Source organism: Ferruginibacter albus, assembly GCF_020042285.1.
Taxonomy (GTDB): Bacteria; Bacteroidota; Bacteroidia; order Chitinophagales; family Chitinophagaceae; genus Ferruginibacter; species Ferruginibacter albus.
Map to the genome: position 1 here is coordinate 708501 of NZ_CP083388.1, position 19596 is coordinate 728096.

Sequence of the window (19596 nt, forward strand, 5' to 3'; positions counted from 1 at the left end):
GGGTATCTTTATAATGCAAAACCGACTGTTGGCGCAGTCGGCAAAATATTTTGTCAATAATAAGGTTGTATAAATTTATATAAAATATACGACATGGCAAAGTATTTAATTATACTCTCTCTTATTTTGACCTATATGGGAAAGATTGTCATACCAGAAATTAGAGATAATTATCCACTGTATACACAATTACTTAAAGAAAGAAAATCAACTAATGAACGAACCATTGATGTTTCTTCCCCTAAAAAGAGTAACAGAAACTTTCTAATTGCTGAGAATATTTCTATTAAGCACAGTGCTTTAAATAATAACATTGAATTTATTGCTGAGGTTAAAGTTGATAACCATAAGTATTTTCTCTTCAAGCTAAGATGTAAGTCATTATCAGAAACGCCATTTTTTAGGTATGATAGCGATGGCTGTGCTCATCGCAATTATGATGAAAGTATACCTTTTGATGAACAATTAATCACAACGCCTCATTTTAATTACTTTAATCAGGATGGAGTATTAATGGCGTATAAAACAGAACAATTAAAGGATACGAATGAATGCGAGGCTCTTCAAGATATAAATTTATGTATGTCTCATTATTGTATGGAATCTAATTTGAGATTGAATGATGAAGACTTTCCTTCTATTAGTATTTTAGCAAATACCCTTCAATTACCAACAGTAAAAGATGACCCTAATTCTGGTGTTCAATTTATATGATATACGAATCCATATTTAAAAATGTAGTGTCATCTTTTGGAAGTTTATGGAATTTCAAAGAAAGAGGAAATACATTAGAAATCATTACACCTTTTGGAACTACGTCTCAAAAGTTTATCTCTTTGTTTTTAACTATTAAAGATGGGGAATATATAATATCAGATGGAGGGTGGATTGAAGAAGGCGTATATAATAATACTTTTGATAGGGAAATGGATTGCTTCAGTAAAGTTTTTAATCATTATGTAAGTAGTTTTCTAATAAAGGAAGTAAAAAGTAATGCAGGAATTACATATTTCTACAAAAAAACTCCAACAGAAAGCACAATACCATCGTTAATATTTGATATGGCAAATTTTGTTTCTACAACAATTAGTTTAACTAATGTAGAATATGCCGATAAAGAAAAGGAAACTAGAGAAAGGTTTAGAAAGTCTGCATCAGATTATATTCTACAAGCTGTTCCAAATAAAAAAATTCATTTTAATGAGTACTTAGGAACTGGTAAAAAGAAGGTGAAAGTAAGTGCAATAGTGCAGAAGGATAATGGCAAACTTGTACTTTTAAATTACATAACAGGAAGTCATTATGATTATTTTAGAACAAACATCTCAAAAACAAACCTCATTTTTGAATTAGCTGAAAAGACAAAAGAAAAACCTTATATAGAAAAGAAAATTGCTTTAATTGATAATGCAGCCACAGGATATATTCCTGATCAAATTAGTATATGGTTACAACACCTTATTTCTAATACTCATGCAAAACCTATTAATTGGACTAAAAAAGAAGAGCTTCTAAATATATAATTAAATCTGTCCTTTTATCCGATTAAAATATCCTAAATTCTTAAAACTATACTTCCTATTTCTCCAATCCTTTTTGTATTATATTAGAAATAATACTAGGACTTTTTACTTCTACATCCTCATTAGAATAACCTGTAGCTTCTTTTTCGAAAATAGCGTCCGAGGCTTTCTTTAATATTTCCTGTCTAGTCGATTCATTATTCTTAAATATATTACTTCCTTCAAAGAATAAATATGTTTTTAAACAATTTGCTTTATGATCATTGACAATTGAATTATGTATTCTGGAATTATAATTTTTTATGCAAAAAGCTAATGCATAACTTAATAGTGATATTTCCAGAATACGAATAACTATCAGCCTTACTAATTCGGCAGTTACAATGTTCATGTTTTGCTTATTGTCTTTATAAAGAATCAAAATTTCATCCTTCCTTTCAATTCCATACCAAACAAAAAGTCCAAGAAAAATTGCGATTGCAATTGCAAATCCTAACCATACTCTTGCTTTTGTTTTATTATCTTTTTTATGACCGTCAAAAATATCTACTTGGCTACTCACCTGCGTTGCAGTAGCGTTAACTTTTGTAAAGGAAACAGCATCTTCTAACTTTTCAAGCTCTTCTAAAGCAGCAGTTTTACCGAAAGTAATGATTATTTGAGTTGAGTTATATAACCTACTTATAGCTTGCTTAAACGCTTGAACAATTTGATTCTTTATTGTGTCTACATAATTTTCAGGTAATGTTACATTTGGAGCAAGACCCACTGGTCTTTTTGGCTTTGAAGAAAAATTTTTTATTTGTTCAATTATTGCATTTAACTGATCTAAATTATTCTTAATAATATTTAATTGAAAATCTGGAATTTGTTCTAACGAAGGTTTTGTAATCTTATGTAAGTATTTCTTTAAACCTGTGTAATCAGTCTCTATTTCTTTAAAATACCATTCTAATCCAAGTTCATTTTTCCTGGTAAATTCGTCAGAGGTAGGAGTTGTTATATCATTAACTAATTCTAAAATTTCTCCAACCAAATTACTTAATGGTATTTTTTCATCTTCCATATTAAGAATTGTTTGGTTGTCGAGATATTACAGGCTCATTCCTATTTTCAACAGAAGTTATTACACATAGCCACTCTGGATAACTATCTCCTTTATTAAGATTATTTTGCCATTGTAATGGTTGTAAATTTGCTAATTCATCCGTGCCACCTTTGCTAATTGGCATTGAATGATCTATGACCCAACCAAAAGAAGAAGATTGATTATTGTATGAATCTTTAACCATCCATGCACCACATAAATCTTTTCGAAATTTGGAAGAATCATAACCTTCAACTACTTGACCTTTTTCCCAAACTTGGTCAATTATATCTCCCTCAAATTGTTGCGCCATGATTAATTATTAACTCAAATATTTTATATATTTTCAAAAGCAAAGGTAACAGAAAAATTAATACATGCATAAGGTATCATCAAATTGAAGATATTTTGTAAAACCTTTGCTAGTATTGATTTTGGCTTTTGATAATAACTAGTAAAATAGAATTAATTTACTAGGTCTGTTTATTTTTATAAATTTAATTTATGTATTACTTATGGCGAAGAATTATTTAAATTCAATCATTTCATCACTATACAACAAATCAAATCCATCGAACTTGTGTTGTTCTTTTAATCTTGTGCCGTTATCTTCAAGCCATTCTGTTTTAACCCAATAAAGCCCTCTCATAGTTCCTTTAGGTTGGAGTAATTTGAGTATATCGTGTTTGTTGAGGTTTCTGAGGGTTTCTCGGAGATTAACTGTTAGCCCTGTCAACTCTTTGTATTTATCCCTAACATCACTTAGTTTACTTGCAACCCCTAACAAATCGAAAACCTTGATTGCTTGTACTTTCAAATCTGCTTTGAGCGGGAATGCCTTTGGATGCTCTATTACTTCAACATCAGTGATATTGTTCTCAATTGCTTTGCCCTTAGATAACCCCAAATTAAGATTACCGTATTTAATTCTCTTTATTACTTTATCAATCTCAGCCACTTTATCAAGTAAATCTCTTTTATCTCTATTGAGTGAACTTAATATCAATTCTACTTCGCTTGTGTACTGTGTGTTCATACCATTACATTTTATAAACACAAAATTATCAACCATTTACAAGCCAAAAAAATACCCCCGAAATTCTCGGGGGTTTTAGAGTTTATTTGTGTCCTGAATGCATATATCCTCTTTCTACCAGCTACCACTTGCCCCACCACCTCCGGAGCTACCGCCGCCAAAGCCACCAAAACCACCTCCGCCGCTCCAGCCGCTGCTTCCTCCACTGTCCCAACCACGACCGGAACTTCCGATCATATTGCCGATAATAAAAGGTAGAAAACCACCGCCACCGCCATTGCTCCCAATTCCTATTAAAACAAGTATGATGATAATAATGATAATAAACCCAAAGGGAGAACCTTTTTCTTTTCTATAATTTTCAGGCGCCTGGTATTCACCTTTTGTAGCTTTGAGAATGGCGTCGGTTCCTTCTTCTAAACCTTCATAATAATCGCCGCCTTTGAAATTAGGAGTAATAATTTCATCAATGATCTGTTTACAGGTAATATCAGGCAAAGCGCCCTCAACGCCATAGCCGGTTGTAATATTTATTCTATGATTTCCCTGTTCGGTATTTATCAGCAATAAAACACCATTGTTGTGTTCTTTATTGCCAATGCCCCAGGCACGTAAAAGCTTTACGCCATAATCCGATACATCATAATCTCCCAGACTTGGAATAATCACTACTGCAACTTGTGTACTGGTGCTATCATCAAATGCGTCTAATTTATTTTCCAGCGACTGCTTTTGATCGGCAGTCAATACATTGGAATAATCATTTACCAGTTTCTGTTGAGAAGGTGGTCCCTTCAATAAATCATTTGGATTAAAGCCGCTTTGTGCAAAAACACCAATGCCTATCAACAGCAATATGAATATGGAAAATAATTTTTTCATTGTATAATGATAGGCTTACTTACCGAAAATGATATCGTCCGGCAATTCATTTTTATCGTCCGGGCTACAGGGAAATTTTTCCTGCAGCGTTTCGCCAATGGTAGCAATGGCTTTTACTAAACCTGTTTTAATGTCTCCTTCTTTAAAATAACTTACCATTGATGTTACTGCCTTTTGCCAATAAGTTGCTTCCAGTTTTTGATAAATACCTTCATCCGCAAATACCGCTACTTCTTTATGAAGTACAGCAATATAAATAAGCACAGCATTACGCTGTGCTGTTTGTTGCATATTGTATTTAAAAAATATCTCTTTGGATCTGTCCAGCGAACTCACTAAGTAATTTTTACTTTCGATGTACACACGTACTTCTCCGCTGGTTTCTTTCTCCGCTTTTTTAATAGCAGCAGCTATTTCTTCTTTTTCTTGCTCAGAAAAAAATGATTTCTTTTTAAAGAGAGAAAACATTGCTGTTATTATTTAATGTTAAACTGGATGTCCGGAGCTTTTTCAGAACCTGGATCAGCTTTATAAAATGCTTTTTCGGTATAACCGAACATGCGTGCAAAGATCACTTTAGGAAATGTTTTTACAGAAAGGTTGTAAGCTTGTACAGTTGCATTATAATCCTGCCTGGCAACATTTATGCGATTTTCAGTTCCTTCAATTTGTGTTTGAAATCCTTGAAATGAAGCGGTTGTTTTTAGATCAGGATAAGCTTCTGCAACTGCCATCAAACGACTGAAAGAACCTTGCAACTGTGCCTGTGCATTTTGATAAGCTTCTAACGATTTGGGATCACTTACATCAACAGTAACAGAAGTGGCTTTTGCTCTTGCTTCAATAACTTCTTTTAACGTTGATTTTTCGAAGTTGGCAGAACCTTCAATGGTTTTAATTACGCTATTGTAAAGGTCTGTACGGCGTTGGTAATTTGTTTCAACATTACTCCATGCATTTTTTACGGTTTGGTCTGCTCCAACTAAAGTGTTGTAAGAAGAACAACCCCAAAAGAAGAGAATTACCAAAACTCCTAAGCCTATTAATAATCCGGGACGTTTCATTGTAGTATATTTTAATTAGTATTAGTTAAGACGATAAAATTACCGATTTATTTTAGAGAAACAGTTGTATTTAAAATGTTTCCTGAAGACAGGTAGATGACTTTCGCAGATTTCCGCAAATCTGCTTGTATTTTAATCAGTGTTTATCTGCGAGCAATAATTCGTTATAAGATCAATTATTAATTAAAAGATTACCATTAACAGTGAATTTCTTGTTCTCCTGAACAATCAATTGTACACTGCTTCCTAAATGTTGCTCAATATTTAAAATGCATTCACCACTCGGATCAATGATGATCTTGTAATTACCTGACAGATCAGTAGGTGGTTGTAAATGGTTGCTCCATTGAGTTGAATCAGACCAATAGCCATTGCCGGTAAATGTATAAGTAATTGCTGTGGCATAATATTCATCAGCACCACAATCAATAATGCCGGATACACGAAGTTCATTATCCATATCTCTTTCAGATGAAGCAGCTGTAAATGTTGGATCGCCGGCATTTATAGCAGCAGAAGTTGAACTGAGGTGAAAATCAGGTGTTGTAATATTCCCATTTGCAAATTGCGGATTCGCTATTTGTGAATTGATATTTGTAGAAGTGCCGGTAACAAATGCAGCATAAGAGTCATAATCTTTTTTATCCCAACCTGTGTACATATCAGCAGGCGAATTATCGCCATAAAGAATATTATAATTGAACTTGAGCGATGGTTGTGATAACTCTGCGTAGGCTAATTTATTTTGAGACGACAAGTAGAAAATATTGTTTTCTATAACTGAATTTTCACTGTAGGTAAAATATAACTCACCGTAACTGTCACTAGCATAACCATTTTGAAAACAGGTATTATTAGTGATGCTTGTATTCGTTACTTTGCCTGTTTTAGGATAATTATATCCGCCTATTGCTATTGCAGCTTCCTGGTTATCGTAAAAAATATTATTACGAACAAAGATGCTATCAGTGGTTGTGTTCTTATTCTCGCACCCAATTTCTATTCCATAACCATTGTGATAAGAAATATTATTTTCAATAACGATATTCTTGCCGCCATCAACATATAAACCCCCGGAAGTTGCATAAGGTGAAACACAATTATATATTTTATTGTTTTTGATAGTTCCGTTTCTTGCCTGGTCAGTTGCAGTAACGGGAGAAGTTTTTTCATGACCGATTGCATCAATGCCGATATTTGTCAGGTCGTGGACTTCGTTGCCTAAAACCTCGAACCCGTCTACGTTTCCGTTTACAGCAATGCCTTCGCTGTAACCTAACCTGCAATTATATAATTGATTATTAGTGATGCGAAGATTCTTTATTGCATTGCTTCCATTTGTTCCATATACAATAATTCCTTGTGCGTTGGTGTTATCATTTACAGCTGCATTAGGGTTGGATGAAAAATGAATATCATGCACTATACATTTATTGATTACAATGTTTTGTCCGCTACCCTCTACTAAAATTCCCTGTGCATCTGTTTGAACATTGTTGGCTATTTCCAAGCCTTCAATCGTTACGTTAGACCCGTCAGTTATTTGTAGCATGGCAATTTGTGATGTGATACCTGTACCTGAAACTAGTACTGATGCGGCTTGATAATTTCTTATGTAGATATTTGATTTAGAAATGTCGAGCATTTCATTGTAAGTACCTACTAATATATTGATGGTGTCGTTTGTACTTGCAGCGGTAATTCCGTATTGAATGGTTTTCCATGGAGTTGCTAAGCTTCCATTATTGGTGTTATTTCCTGAAGGAGAAATATAATAATTGTGTTGTGCAGCTGCATTTATAGAAATGACTATGCAAGCAAGGATAAGATGTTTTTTCAAGGCTGTTTTATTGATCGTTTGTTGCTAAAATAAGCAATTTATTTTTTTTCACGCAAAGAGGCAAAGGGTACAAAGAAGCAACGTTTTTGTAGTATGAGTGAAAATAAAAAACCTCGCCATTAGCGAGGTTTGAGAAATTATGAGTAGAAGCTTTATTCTTTTATCGCCGCAATACCAGGTAACACTTTCCCTTCAAAATATTCCAGCATAGCGCCACCGCCGGTAGATACATAACTTACTTTATCTGCTAAGTTGAATTGGTTTACGGCTGCAACACTATCACCACCACCCACTAAGCTAAACGCACCTTTTGAGGTAGCTTCTGCAACAGCTAATGCAACGGCTTTTGTACCACCCTGAAATTTTTCCATTTCAAAAACGCCCATTGGTCCGTTCCATAAAATGGTTTTGCTATTGTTGATCACATCAGTGAATTGTGCCACTGCTTTTGCCCCTATATCCAATCCCATCCAGCCGGTTTCAATATTGTCGTTGCTTACTTCTTTAGTGTTTGCATCAGCGGCAAATTTATCTGCTACAATGCTGTCAACAGGTAAATGAATAGCGACATTTTTTTCTTTTGCTTTGGCTAAGATGTCGTTAGCTAAATCTAGCTTATCCAATTCACATAAGCTACTTCCGATCTCTTTGCCTAATGCCTTTAAAAATGTATATGCCATACCACCACCAATGATGATATTATTGGCACGTTGCAATAAATTTTCAATAATTAATATTTTGTCTGAAACCTTTGCTCCTCCTATAATTGCAGTAAAAGGATTTTCTGCATTATGTAATACTTTTTCTGCGCTGCTTACTTCACCTTCCATTAATAAACCAAACATGCGGTTTTCAGGAGTAAAGAATTTTGCAATAATAGCTGTTGAAGCATGCGCTCTGTGTGCTGTACCAAATGCGTCGTTTACATACACATCACCGAGCTTGCTTAATTTTTCTGCAAAAGCTTCATCACCTTTTTCTTCTTGTTTGTAGAAACGTAGATTTTCTAATAACAATACTTGTCCGGGTTTTAATGCAGCTGATTTTTGTATAGCTTCTTCACCAATACAATCATTCGCAAATTGTACATCGGTAGACAACACTTTGCTTAAATGCGGAATTAAATGTTTTAATGAATATTTATCTGTTGGTCCGTCTTTTGGGCGACCTAAGTGACTCATTAAAATTACGCTACCACCATCTGCCAATATTTTTTTAATAGTTGGAATAGCAGCTCTTATTCTTGTGTCGTCTGTAATATTGAATTGATCGTCAAGGGGAACGTTGAAATCAACTCTGATCAATGCTTTTTGGTTGTTGAAATTGTGGGTTGAAAATTTGCTCATATGCTTGGGGAAAGTTTTAAAGATTATAAAATTAAAAAGGCTTCCAAAAAAATTGGAAGCCTTCGGTTATTTGTTGCACAAAGAACTATCTGTACAAGAGAGTGACACAACGATGTTGATTATTGCACAAATGCTGGTCACAAAAAATTATTTTTTAATCAACTTAGCAAAATAGCTAACAGTACGTACCAATTGTGATACATAGCTCATTTCATTATCATACCAGCTAACTACACGTACCAATTGCGCATCGCCAACTGTTTGTACACGTGTTTGCGTAGCATCGAACAATGAACCGTAAGAAATTCCGATGATGTCAGTGCTTACGATCTCGTCAGTTGTATAACCGAAGCTTTCGTTAGCAGCAGCTTTCATGGCAGCATTTACTTCTTCAACAGTTGTCTTTTTGCCAAGGATAGCAGTAACTTCTGTTAATGAACCCGTTATGGTTGGAACACGTTGTGCAGAACCATCTAATTTGCCTTTTAAGTTTGGTAATACCAAGCCGATTGCTTTTGCAGCGCCTGTACTGTTAGGTACAATGTTTTGTGCAGCAGCACGAGCTCTTCTCAAATCACCTTTTGGGTGCGGAGCATCTTGTGTGTTTTGATCGTTGGTGTAAGCGTGAATGGTAGTCATTAAACCATTTACGATTCCGAAAGTGTCATCCAATACTTTAGCTACAGGAGCTAAACAGTTGGTAGTGCAGGATGCACAGCTGATCACTGTTTCGCTACCATCTAAAATGCTGTGATTTACGTTGAAAACAACTGTTTTCAGATCGCCGGTTGCAGGAGCAGAGATCACTACTTTTTTAGCGCCTGCTTTAATGTGCAACTCCGCTTTTTCTTTATCGGTGAAGAAACCTGTACATTCCAATACTACATCCACATCGTGGTTGCCCCATGGAATTTGTGCAGGATCTTTTTGCGCATATATTTTTACTTCGTGACCGTTTACAATGATTGAATTGTCGGTAGAAGAAACTTCTTCTCCAAAACGTCCTTGCGCACTATCATATTTTAATAAATGTGCCAATACCTTAGGGGATGTAAGGTCGTTAATGGCAACAACATCAATACCTTCCAGACCATGAATCTGACGATATACAAGACGCCCGATGCGTCCAAAACCGTTAATAGCAACTTTTACTGTACTCATTTTAAATCGTGTTTATTTTTTTAACTGTGCAAATGTATGAACTATGAAACAAAAAAAGCTCATTCCCATTTGGAACAAGCTTCTCTGCGAAGATAACAAATTTGAAGGAACTAAAGTTTTATGGATTGCCGGTTTTTTAGTTACAGGCTTAATATCCTTGATTGAGCAGGGTTGCGAACTTGTCTGCTATTGAACTTTAATTAAAGCGTAGGTTATTCCGGCTTGTACAGTTTTGGATCGATCGGTACATTCAATTGAATCTTGTCAAATGTGGTCGGCCCGTTAAATCTTCCACCGCCACCTGTCGATTTGGTCTCGATCGTATGGGGTATCTGTATACCATCCACAGCGCTATAATCTTTATACATGGTAATTGTTTCTACTTCAACCTGCTCGCTGTTATTTCTCTTGCCATGAAACAGCGTATTATCTTTTTGTGAAGATTGGGTAAGAAGGTATGTTTTCGCATCTATCCAATACATAATTATTTTGCCGGTTGCTGTGGTTAATTTCAATTTGTAGTTTTCATTGCCGTTTAATGTGTCTTTACCTGCCAGTTCAACAGTATTACCTTTAGCTGCATAATCAATATATGGAGCAGTAATATCCAACTCTGTTTGTAAGGCAGCGGCAGCATCTGCAGGCATTTGTTCCGGTGCGGAAGAGCGCATGGGAATAAACGACCAGGCGCCTTTATCAGTAACTAAAATAAAACCGGTTGTAGAACCCATTTCAAATTCTGTACGACTTAATTTGCCTTGCTCTTTAGTTACTTTCACGGTGATCTCATTGCCCATCATTTCTTTTACTCCTTCCATGTAGATCGTTTTAATAGAAGCGAGTTTATCTTTTCCGCCACGGGCTTCAATATTTTTAGCAATAATATCATCTGCTGTTTGCGCTTTGCTGAACTGCACTGATACTAAAAGGATCACCAACAATCCTAAAAGAATTAAATTTTTCATTTTATAATAATTGAGTTTTTATCTGACGCTAAAAGTCGAATTAAATAGTTGCTTTTGAATTACAAAAATTATCGTTAACAGATTATTAATCTATGTTAATCTTTCATCTTTAAGATTTAAACTTAAATAAAATTGTTTTGTCTAGAGCAACTGCATATATATATTCGTAAGAAATTATCTTAAAAAACAAAAAAACGTAAGCGCAAAAAAACTCATATCCTATTATTGTTGTTGTATACTTCATTTTTTTAGACAGTATTTTTACTGTTTAGTAAATTTAGCATGATGTATGTCAAGTATTATTGGTTGTTGACTAATACAATGATTGTATTTATAAATATATAATTGTATTTCTATCATTTAATTATATCAATTTATCTCCCTTCTTTTTTCTTTTTCACCAGATTTTGCCAATTCCTGAAACTTGTAATAGAAAACTCTTCATTGTAGTTTTACACTTAGAAACTGGTATTCGAAATAACCCAATATCATGAAATTACCATTGTTCATTTAACCAATAAGGATCATTATTAGTAACCTTATTCCTTGTAACAACCACATTGCCATCGGGCAGTTTCCAATTTCCTGCTAAGTGTATTAATCACCACACACAAATGCAATCGCATATTGAATGCTCATAGCATTCAACCGGTAAAGTATTGTTTTGAATTTAAAATTTATTATAAAGTAATTATATGAAAATAAATACACGTTCCCGAAAAGTTTTACTAGCATGTGTTGCCTTATTAGCTTCAGCAAGTATAACAATTGTAAAGGCGCAAAACTGTATGCAGCCTTTCTCAACTATTTCATGGTTTAATCAGGTTAGTGTGGTGCGTATTTCACCCGATGCCAGCAGATTTTTTGTAATCGGTACTGATAAAGGGCCGGCAACTTCTTCAAATGCCAGGCCCCAGCCGGCTCAAGGCTATAGTGGTACCATACCTCTTGGAGATACTACAGTAATTCAACTGTCTGTTTACAATGTTGGTGGAGATCCGTTAATGAAAAATTCTATCGTAGCAACTCTTTCAGCACCAAGCAATGCACGTATTATTGGATTAGTGCCTGATAGCAGCAGTGGTCCATGGACTGTATACCAGATAGGCTCTCAAACGCAAGGCAATGCCATCACGTTAGTAAATACCAAGGGAGGTTTAGGGGCTGCTCCCTTCGATCCTACTGCGTTTACCAATGTCTACGTATATATGGTGGGTGTTAGTATAGGCTCTTCCAGAACATACAATGCTAATGTAGCATTTAACATCCTGAATTTGGGAGTACCTGCCAGCGAAAAACAACCTGCATCTGTATATGTAGCGCAAGGAAATGTTGAGATAGGTAATGATAATAATTCTTCTTCGTTGGAAGTAACTGCTTCTCCCGAAGGTGGACCATTGCCCGTTACATTGATAAGCTTTGCTGCCAATGCTGCCGCTTCAACAGTGCAGTTGGATTGGAAAGTAGGTGCAGAGATCAATCTCTCTCATTATGAATTAGAAAGAAGTGTTGATGGTATTACATTCACAAAGATTGCCTCGGTAGTAGCTGCTAAACGTTCATTATACAATTACTCTGATGCTTTAGTAAATATGGTTGCAGATAAGATTTACTATCGGTTAAAAATGGTGAATAATGATGGTACATTTACTTATAGCCAAATACGCCAGGTCGCATCAAAAGATAAAAATGTATCTATAAAAATTTACCCAAATCCAATACAGCGTGAGCAGGCTTTGAATGTAGAATTAGGCGGACTTATAGCCGGGCAATATAATATCAGTATGATCTCTTCACACGGGGCAATAGTTAAATCAATGAATTTTAAAATCTCAAATTCAGGTTCTGCTCAATTAGTGGTAATGACATCTAATTTGGCGGCAGGTGCATATACCGTTTCAATAAAAGGACCTGATAAACAATACTCCAGGATATTAGTGGTTGCTAACAGGTAACTAAAACAAACATATTATAGCTGAAATAATTTTTGGATTCAGAAATTATCATCAGCAACACCTTAGTTTTATGGTGCGTTTATAAAAGCTGTCTCGCATTGGTGAGCAGCTTTTTTATTTTGCATGTTATCAGAATTCATTATTTACCCGAAATGCAATATTTTTAATTTAGTCAATCTATATATTATATGAGCAATTTAAGCATACAAGGAAATATCGTAGACATCTTTAATAAAGAAATTTATTATGGAGAAGTAATTGTTGAAAACGGAAAGATTAAACACCTTAAAAAGACTTCTAATTCAAAACTCACAACTGCCAACTATATTTTACCCGGTTTTACCGATGCGCATGTTCATATTGAAAGTTCCATGTTAGTGCCTTCTGAATTTGCACGCTTGGCTGTTGTGCATGGAACGGTTAGTACGATTAGTGATCCTCATGAAATTGCCAATGTATGTGGAATGGAAGGCGTTCAGTTTATGATCGACAATGGAAAGACAGTGCCTTTCAAATTTAATTTTGGTGCGCCGAGTTGTGTGCCTGCTACAATATTTGAAACAGCAGGCGCTGCGCTTGATTCAAAAGATGTAGATGAATTGCTGAAGCAAGATGATATTCGTTATTTAAGTGAAATGATGAACTTCCCCGGAGTATTGTTCAAGGACGAAGAAGTGATGAAAAAAATCGCATCAGCAAAAAAATACAATAAACCTGTTGATGGACATGCGCCGGGATTAAGAGGAGAACAAGCAAAACAATACATTGATGCTGGCATCAGTACCGATCACGAATGTTTTACTAAAGAAGAAGCGTTGGATAAATTAAAATACGGCATGAAGATCTTGATTCGTGAAGGAAGCGCTGCTAAAAACTTTGAAGCATTGATCGATCTGCTAAATGATTATCCAAAGGAGATAATGTTTTGCAGTGATGATAAACACCCGGATAGTTTGATGGAAGGACATATCAATCAATTGTGTGCAAGAGCAGTGGCTAAAGGGATTGATGTGTTTAAAGTGTTACAGGCTGCTTGTATCAATCCAACAGTGCACTATAAAACAGGTGTTGGATTGTTAAGAGAAAATGATAATGCTGACTTTATTGTAGCAGAAGATTTGATCAATTTTAAGATTCTAAAAACATATATTAATGGTGAATTGGTTGCAGAAAATGGCGACTCACTAATTAAAACATCTACCTCGGAAATTATTAATTACTTTGATTGCAAAGGAAAAGCAATTGAGGATTTTAAATTTTCTATTGCTGATTTATCAACGCAAACTCTGCCTGTTATTGAAGCATTGGATGGGCAACTGATCACCAATAAATTGAATCTATCTCCCAAAATCATAAATGATGAAATTGTAAGTGATGTTGAAAAAGATGTATTGAAAATGGTAGTGGTTAACCGTTACAAAAATGCAGTGATCGCAAAATCTTTTGTAAAGAATTTCGGGTTAAAACAAGGCGCCATTGCATCATCTGTTGCACACGATAGTCACAATATTATTGCGGTAGGAGTGGATGATGAAAGTTTGTGCAAAGCTGTCAATCTTATTATAAAAGAAAAAGGTGGAGTAAGCGCAATAAGTAAAGCGAATGACAAGATCCTTGCCCTGCCAGTTGCAGGCTTAATGAGCAATAAGGACGGGTATGAAATTGCGAAAGAATATACAGCTATTGATAAAGTGGTAAAGGAAGAATTAAATTCAACATTAGCTTCACCATTTATGACGCTATCGTTTATGGCTTTATTAGTAATTCCGCATTTGAAACTGAGCGATTTAGGTTTGTTTGATGGAGACAGTTTTCAGTTTGTAAAATAGTAACTGCCATTACCTTTTTGCCTTTTACCATTTACAGTTTACCTTTGCGGTATGTTATCAATTAGTCATAGGGGCAAGATGATGCCACCGTCTCCCATTCGTAAATTAGTACCGTTTGCTGAAGCCGCTAAAACGAAAGGAATTACTGTTTACCATCTTAATATCGGTCAGCCGGATATAGAAACGCCAAAGCCTGTTTTGGATGCGGTTCGTAATTTTAATTTTAAAGTGTTAGAATATAGTCATAGTGCGGGTAACGAAAGCTATCGCAAAAAATTAGTAACCTATTATGCTCGTGTTGGTATTGAATTAACATCAGAACAAATTATAGTTACAACAGGAGCCAGCGAAGCTATATTGTTTGGTTTCTTGGCTTGCTTCGATCCGGAAGATGAGATCATAATTCCGGAACCTTTTTATGCCAACTATCACGCTTTTGCTGTGTCAACGGGCGTAAATGTAATTCCTGTTACTTCTAATATTGAAAGCGGTTTTGCATTGCCAACAATTGAAGAAATTGAAAAGAAAATAACTCCACGTACAAAAGCAATTTTGATATGTAATCCTAATAATCCTACCGGTTACGTGTACACTGAACAGGAAATGTTACAATTGAGAGATTTAATTCTTCGCCATAACATCTATTTGTTCTCTGATGAGGCTTATCGTGAATTTTGTTACGAAGGAAAACATTTTAGTGCAATGTATTTAAAAGGTGTAGATGATAATGTGATCTTGATTGATAGTATTAGTAAACGTTACAGCGCTTGTGGTGGACGTATCGGGGCTTTCATTACAAAGAATAAAGCAGTATTGGATACGATCATGAAGTTTGCGCAAGCAAGATTGAGTCCTCCTGAATTTGCACAATTGGCTGGAGAAGCTGCTGTTGATCTGCCATCAACTTATTTTGATACTACCAAGACAGAATATAAAAAGAGGAGAGATCTGATCGTGAAAAGATTGTCTGCCATGGAGGGTGTGATCTGTACAAATCCCGGCGGCGCTTTTTATGTAATGGCAAAATTACCGATCGATGATTGTGATAATTTTTGCAAATGGTTGTTGAAAGATTTCAGTTATAACAAGCAGACTGTAATGTTAGCGCCTGCAACAGGCTTTTATGAAACACAGGGATTAGGTAAGCAAGAAGTTCGACTGGCCTATGTTTTAAACTGCGATGCGATCAATGCGGCAATGGATTGCTTGGAAAAAGCATTAGAACAATATCCACATAAAGAAAAGACAGTAAAACAAACTGCTTCATTAAGTATTTAAAAATTAAACAACATACTAAAAGCCTCTATAGTTTATAGAGGCTTTTTAATTTCATCAGCATTGATAATAGTATAATAGATCTTCTGGTTATTTTTCCAGGCTACTACTGTTTTATTATTGGCAAAGCTTTTTATAACAGGGTAGGATGCATGTATATTGGAAGCTGTAGCATCTTTTGTGAAGATCTTATCGCCATCAATTCTATCCAATACAATTTTATAATAAACAGAATCTCCTTCCTGTATCATTTCATTATATGCAATAAGTCTTGAGTTGTCAGCAGTCAAGCATAATTGGATATTTCTTCCATTACTGCTTAGTTGTTTTTTTACAACAGTTTGATTGGTGTTATTCAATTCGCCATAATACACTCCTTTTTGTGAAGCGCCTGTAAACCATGTTGCATACGTTGCGTTTGCAGTAGTTACAACACCCGGGCCATTGTGCGGACAAGCCATAATATTCCAATCATCTTTACTGAAAGATACAGGATTGCTGAATGTTTTTCCATTGTCTGATGAAGTGCTTACTGACATGTCTCTTATCGAATCATTAATAATATCTCGATAAACAATGCTTATCTTATTTGCATTACAACTGATAGCCGTTCTGCAACATTCACAGGCAATGGAATCAACCAACACTTCATTGGTAAAACCATTGTTGCCATTAGCGGAGGCAAACTTTACAGGTCTGCCTGATTTATTAGTCGAAGCATCTAACCAGCAAGCGCCAATTTCGCCATTGCTTAAACGTGTAATGCTTGCAAAAGAATGGCTGCCATTGGCAGCAGTATCCGCATGAATGCAACGCGGCGCAGTCCAGGTTTTACCTTTGTCAGAAGTTTGAATGAATGCTATAAAGCCTGCCCATTCATTTTCTTTTGTAGATGCTTCCACTTCATACACTGCTACGATGCTTCCATCTCCTTTAACAGCAATCTTGGGCATGCCTTCTTCGTGTAAGGCTGCCCGCTGGTCTATCGGAATATTTATAGGGGATAAAAACTTTGATGAAGAAGTATCAAAGAAACAAAAGAAAAAATACTTCTTTCCGGTTGAATCCGTTTCACACCAGCTGATAACAGGATTATTTTTTTCATCAGTTGTTAAATAAACACAGGTTGCATTATTAGTTGCAGAAGAAAGCTGTATTGTATTTGTAGTTTCTGTTGTCGTTGCAACATGTTCATTGCAAGATTGCAACAACCAAACACTTGCTACAAGCAGCAAAATATATTTTCTCATTTTATAAAATTGTATTTAAGTTTTATACCTCCGTAATAGTTAATGCCGGGAGAAGGATTGTACCATGCAGCAGGCGTACCATTTGCATCTGCATTCAAACTTATTAACGAACTGTATTTTGTATCCAATGCATTATTTACTCCTGCAAAAACATCTATTCCAAATCTGCCTATGCTTTTTTTATATCCCAACTTTGCATTCAATAATGAATACGCATTGGAGTAAGCTGTATTCGCATCGTTCATTGGCGCTTTGGCATAAGAATAATAAACGATATTAAAATAAACACCTTGTTTCATCTCCAGGTCAACACCTGCAACAAATGTAAAGGGAATTACACCGGTAACATCTTTTCCCGAATTATCAGCCTTTACAACACTATAAGTGTTCCAGTCAAATGTTTCAACCTGGTAGGTTTTAAATTTGTAGTTATTAGCTGTAATGCTTATCCATGGCTTTAATAATGAAATGTTTTTTCTTTTATCATTAGTAAAGATGTATGATAACAATGCTTCAATTCCTTTCTGATCCGTTGAACCGGCGTTCCTGTAAGATGTAGTGCCATACTGCGTTGCCACAGGTACAATGGCATTGGTTAATAATAGTTGGTATGCTGATATATCATAGCTTAACTTATCTTTTAATAAACTCCCTCTTACACCAACTTCATAGTTTACTCCATCTTCCGGTTTGATAGTAGTATTGAGTGTGCCGTCAAAATTATTTATCTCCCAGGATGGTGGAGGAGAATAACCATAACTGATACTTGCATGTGCAGCTAGGTTCTCGTTAATTTGTTTTACCAATCCAATGCGTGGAGAAAGCTTTGCAGCAAAGTCTATAGTACCTGTGTAGTTTGTATGACCTGAGTCCTGCAACAGGTCTGTTATATCGTAAGAGAGTTTATTATAGCTGGCTCCCAACGTAAGAAATATCTTATGAGGAAGATCGAAATCGGCCTGCGCAAAAATGATATTAGAAGTAGACATCATGATCATATTTTGTGTGAGCTTGCCCGTTTCCGGCCAAGTACCTGCAGAATCGTTGGTGATTTGAAATGTATTATCAAACTGGTGCTGGTATTGGTATTCATCACCCAATGTAAAACGTGCTTTCACATTGCCAAAGGCTGGTGAAAAAACAAATTTTGTTCGGGCGCCATATCCTCCGGTGCTTTCTTTTAAATAACCATTGTAAGAAACGCTTTCTCCATAAGGATGATCCAATGTTTGGAAAGAACCATAAGCGCCTGTTGTATTTTGAAACTTATCTGAAAAACGATACACCTGCGAAACGCCAAGTATCGTATAATCATATTTTTTTACCGATGTTTTGTTGTCTTTACAAAACTGTACTGCTTTCTTGGGATCCTGTGCAAGCTCAGCGCTGTCAAGCGCTCCCGCAATACCAAAGCCACCTGTTGCATGATTCACTAAAAAGTTTACTGTTCTCTTTTCATCAGGAAAAACCTGCGCAAAAATGTTTACTGCATCTTTTTTTGCCCACTCATTTTCTCTGTAACCATCGTAACGTTGACTTACCACATTAGCAGCTACATTAAAATTACTTCCTGCTGTTTTATAAGTAGTTGTAAAGCGACTTAATCCATAAGAGCCGCCGGTGTAGCCTGTTTCCAGTTCGTTTTGTCCATAAGCAGCTTTATCACTTTTAAAAAGTATTACTCCGCCGTTGCCCGAGCCATACAAGCTTGCAGACGGTCCTTTTAAAATTTCAATGCTGCCTAACATCACCGGGTCAACATCAACACCATGCGATGCTGTACCATCAGGTGAGGAAAGCGGAATGTCATTCCAGTATAATTTTACATTTCGTATTCCCCATGGGTCACTGATAACACTACCTCTAATAGAGATCCTGAAATCACCTTGTGCAGCGGTTTCCATCTTTACACCGGGTACGGTATTTACAGCAGAAAGAATATCAATATTATTTCCTCGTTGAATATCGGCTGCTTTTAATAAGCCGATAGAACCTGCTGTTTCAGACAGCTTGCGATTGGTTTCGTAACCTGTAACAGTAACGGAAGAAAGGTTAGTAACGGTTGATGCCAGTTCGATATTAATGAAATCTGTTTTTTTAGTGATGGTTAATTCCTGTGGCTCGTATCCAATGTTGGATATAGTGATTGATCGAATATCATTTTCACTATTAATGTCAAACTCGCCATTGGCAATAGTTTGTGTGGATGTTTTTGTTCCTGTAACAATAACAGTGGCGCCTTGCAAAGGAGCACCTGTCTCTTTATCGGTAATCTTTCCTTTAATGCTATTTTGAGAATAACCTGTAGCTGTAGCAATGGTAACTACAAGTAGTAATAATAATTTTTTCATTAACCGGTGTTTATAAAGGATGCAGTAATTAT

At 35.6% G+C, this 19596-nt stretch carries 17 protein-coding genes; 5 read left to right on the plus strand and 12 right to left on the minus strand.

Annotated features, from left to right (window positions below; genetic code table 11):
- The first annotated feature begins 93 nt into the window (after positions 1-93).
- Complete coding sequence (locus K9M53_RS03175; protein ID WP_224017922.1) at positions 94-714, plus strand: hypothetical protein; 621 nt, start codon at positions 94-96, stop codon at positions 712-714.
- On the plus strand, positions 711-1523 hold the full coding sequence (locus K9M53_RS03180) for a hypothetical protein (protein ID WP_224017924.1): 813 nt from the start codon (positions 711-713) through the stop codon (positions 1521-1523). Before K9M53_RS03175 ends, K9M53_RS03180 begins: the two co-directional genes overlap by 4 nt.
- A gap of 55 nt (positions 1524-1578) precedes the next feature.
- Here the strand turns inward: K9M53_RS03180 and K9M53_RS03185 are convergent, their stop codons facing one another.
- From K9M53_RS03185 to K9M53_RS03230, 10 genes are all read right to left on the minus strand, one after another.
- Positions 1579-2589, minus strand: coding sequence for a hypothetical protein (locus K9M53_RS03185; RefSeq protein WP_224017926.1), 1011 nt, complete (start codon positions 2587-2589; stop codon positions 1579-1581).
- A gap of 1 nt (position 2590) precedes the next feature.
- Complete coding sequence (locus K9M53_RS03190; protein WP_224017928.1) at positions 2591-2923, minus strand: HNH endonuclease; 333 nt, start codon at positions 2921-2923, stop codon at positions 2591-2593.
- A gap of 213 nt (positions 2924-3136) precedes the next feature.
- Entirely contained in the window at positions 3137-3646 is a 510-nt protein-coding gene (locus K9M53_RS03195) for a hypothetical protein (protein WP_224017930.1), read from the minus strand.
- 114 nt (positions 3647-3760) lie between these two features.
- Positions 3761-4528: a TPM domain-containing protein gene (locus K9M53_RS03200; RefSeq protein ID WP_224017932.1), complete on the minus strand. Its 768-nt coding sequence runs from the start codon at positions 4526-4528 to the stop codon at positions 3761-3763.
- A 15-nt stretch (positions 4529-4543) separates the two neighbouring features.
- Positions 4544-4996 carry a TPM domain-containing protein gene (locus tag K9M53_RS03205; RefSeq protein WP_224017934.1) on the minus strand — a complete coding sequence of 151 codons (453 nt, stop codon included), beginning with the start codon at positions 4994-4996 and terminating at the stop codon, positions 4544-4546.
- A gap of 8 nt (positions 4997-5004) precedes the next feature.
- Positions 5005-5592, minus strand: coding sequence for a LemA family protein (locus tag K9M53_RS03210; RefSeq protein ID WP_224017936.1), 588 nt, complete (start codon positions 5590-5592; stop codon positions 5005-5007).
- A 172-nt stretch (positions 5593-5764) separates the two neighbouring features.
- Positions 5765-7432 (minus strand): right-handed parallel beta-helix repeat-containing protein, encoded by a 1668-nt coding sequence (locus K9M53_RS03215; protein WP_224017938.1) that lies wholly within the window; start codon positions 7430-7432, stop codon positions 5765-5767.
- A gap of 152 nt (positions 7433-7584) precedes the next feature.
- Complete coding sequence (locus K9M53_RS03220; RefSeq protein WP_224017940.1) at positions 7585-8778, minus strand: phosphoglycerate kinase; 1194 nt, start codon at positions 8776-8778, stop codon at positions 7585-7587.
- A 147-nt stretch (positions 8779-8925) separates the two neighbouring features.
- Complete coding sequence (gap, locus tag K9M53_RS03225; protein WP_224017942.1) at positions 8926-9939, minus strand: type I glyceraldehyde-3-phosphate dehydrogenase; 1014 nt, start codon at positions 9937-9939, stop codon at positions 8926-8928.
- A 212-nt stretch (positions 9940-10151) separates the two neighbouring features.
- The gene (locus tag K9M53_RS03230) at positions 10152-10904 is read right to left on the minus strand and encodes a LolA-like protein (RefSeq protein ID WP_224017944.1); all 753 of its coding nucleotides are present in this window, start codon (positions 10902-10904) and stop codon (positions 10152-10154) included.
- A gap of 695 nt (positions 10905-11599) precedes the next feature.
- Between K9M53_RS03230 and K9M53_RS03235 the strand changes: the two genes are divergently transcribed.
- The 3 genes from K9M53_RS03235 to K9M53_RS03245 all read left to right on the plus strand — a co-directional run bounded on the left by K9M53_RS03235 (position 11600) and on the right by K9M53_RS03245 (position 15966).
- On the plus strand, positions 11600-12859 hold the full coding sequence (locus K9M53_RS03235; RefSeq protein WP_224017945.1) for a T9SS type A sorting domain-containing protein: 1260 nt from the start codon (positions 11600-11602) through the stop codon (positions 12857-12859).
- Between the two features lie 188 nt (positions 12860-13047).
- The gene (gene ade, locus K9M53_RS03240) at positions 13048-14688 is read left to right on the plus strand and encodes an adenine deaminase (protein WP_224017947.1); all 1641 of its coding nucleotides are present in this window, start codon (positions 13048-13050) and stop codon (positions 14686-14688) included.
- 51 nt (positions 14689-14739) lie between these two features.
- Positions 14740-15966 carry a pyridoxal phosphate-dependent aminotransferase gene (locus tag K9M53_RS03245; RefSeq protein ID WP_224017949.1) on the plus strand — a complete coding sequence of 409 codons (1227 nt, stop codon included), beginning with the start codon at positions 14740-14742 and terminating at the stop codon, positions 15964-15966.
- A 32-nt stretch (positions 15967-15998) separates the two neighbouring features.
- On the opposite strand, the gene K9M53_RS03250 is transcribed toward K9M53_RS03245, so the two are convergent.
- Both K9M53_RS03250 and K9M53_RS03255 read right to left on the minus strand, forming a co-directional pair.
- Positions 15999-17213, minus strand: coding sequence for an exo-alpha-sialidase (locus K9M53_RS03250; RefSeq protein ID WP_224017951.1), 1215 nt, complete (start codon positions 17211-17213; stop codon positions 15999-16001).
- Positions 17210-19564 carry a TonB-dependent receptor gene (locus tag K9M53_RS03255; RefSeq protein WP_224017953.1) on the minus strand — a complete coding sequence of 785 codons (2355 nt, stop codon included), beginning with the start codon at positions 19562-19564 and terminating at the stop codon, positions 17210-17212. The genes K9M53_RS03250 and K9M53_RS03255 overlap by 4 nt, the downstream gene beginning before the upstream one ends.
- Between the last annotated feature and the right edge of the window lie 32 nt (positions 19565-19596).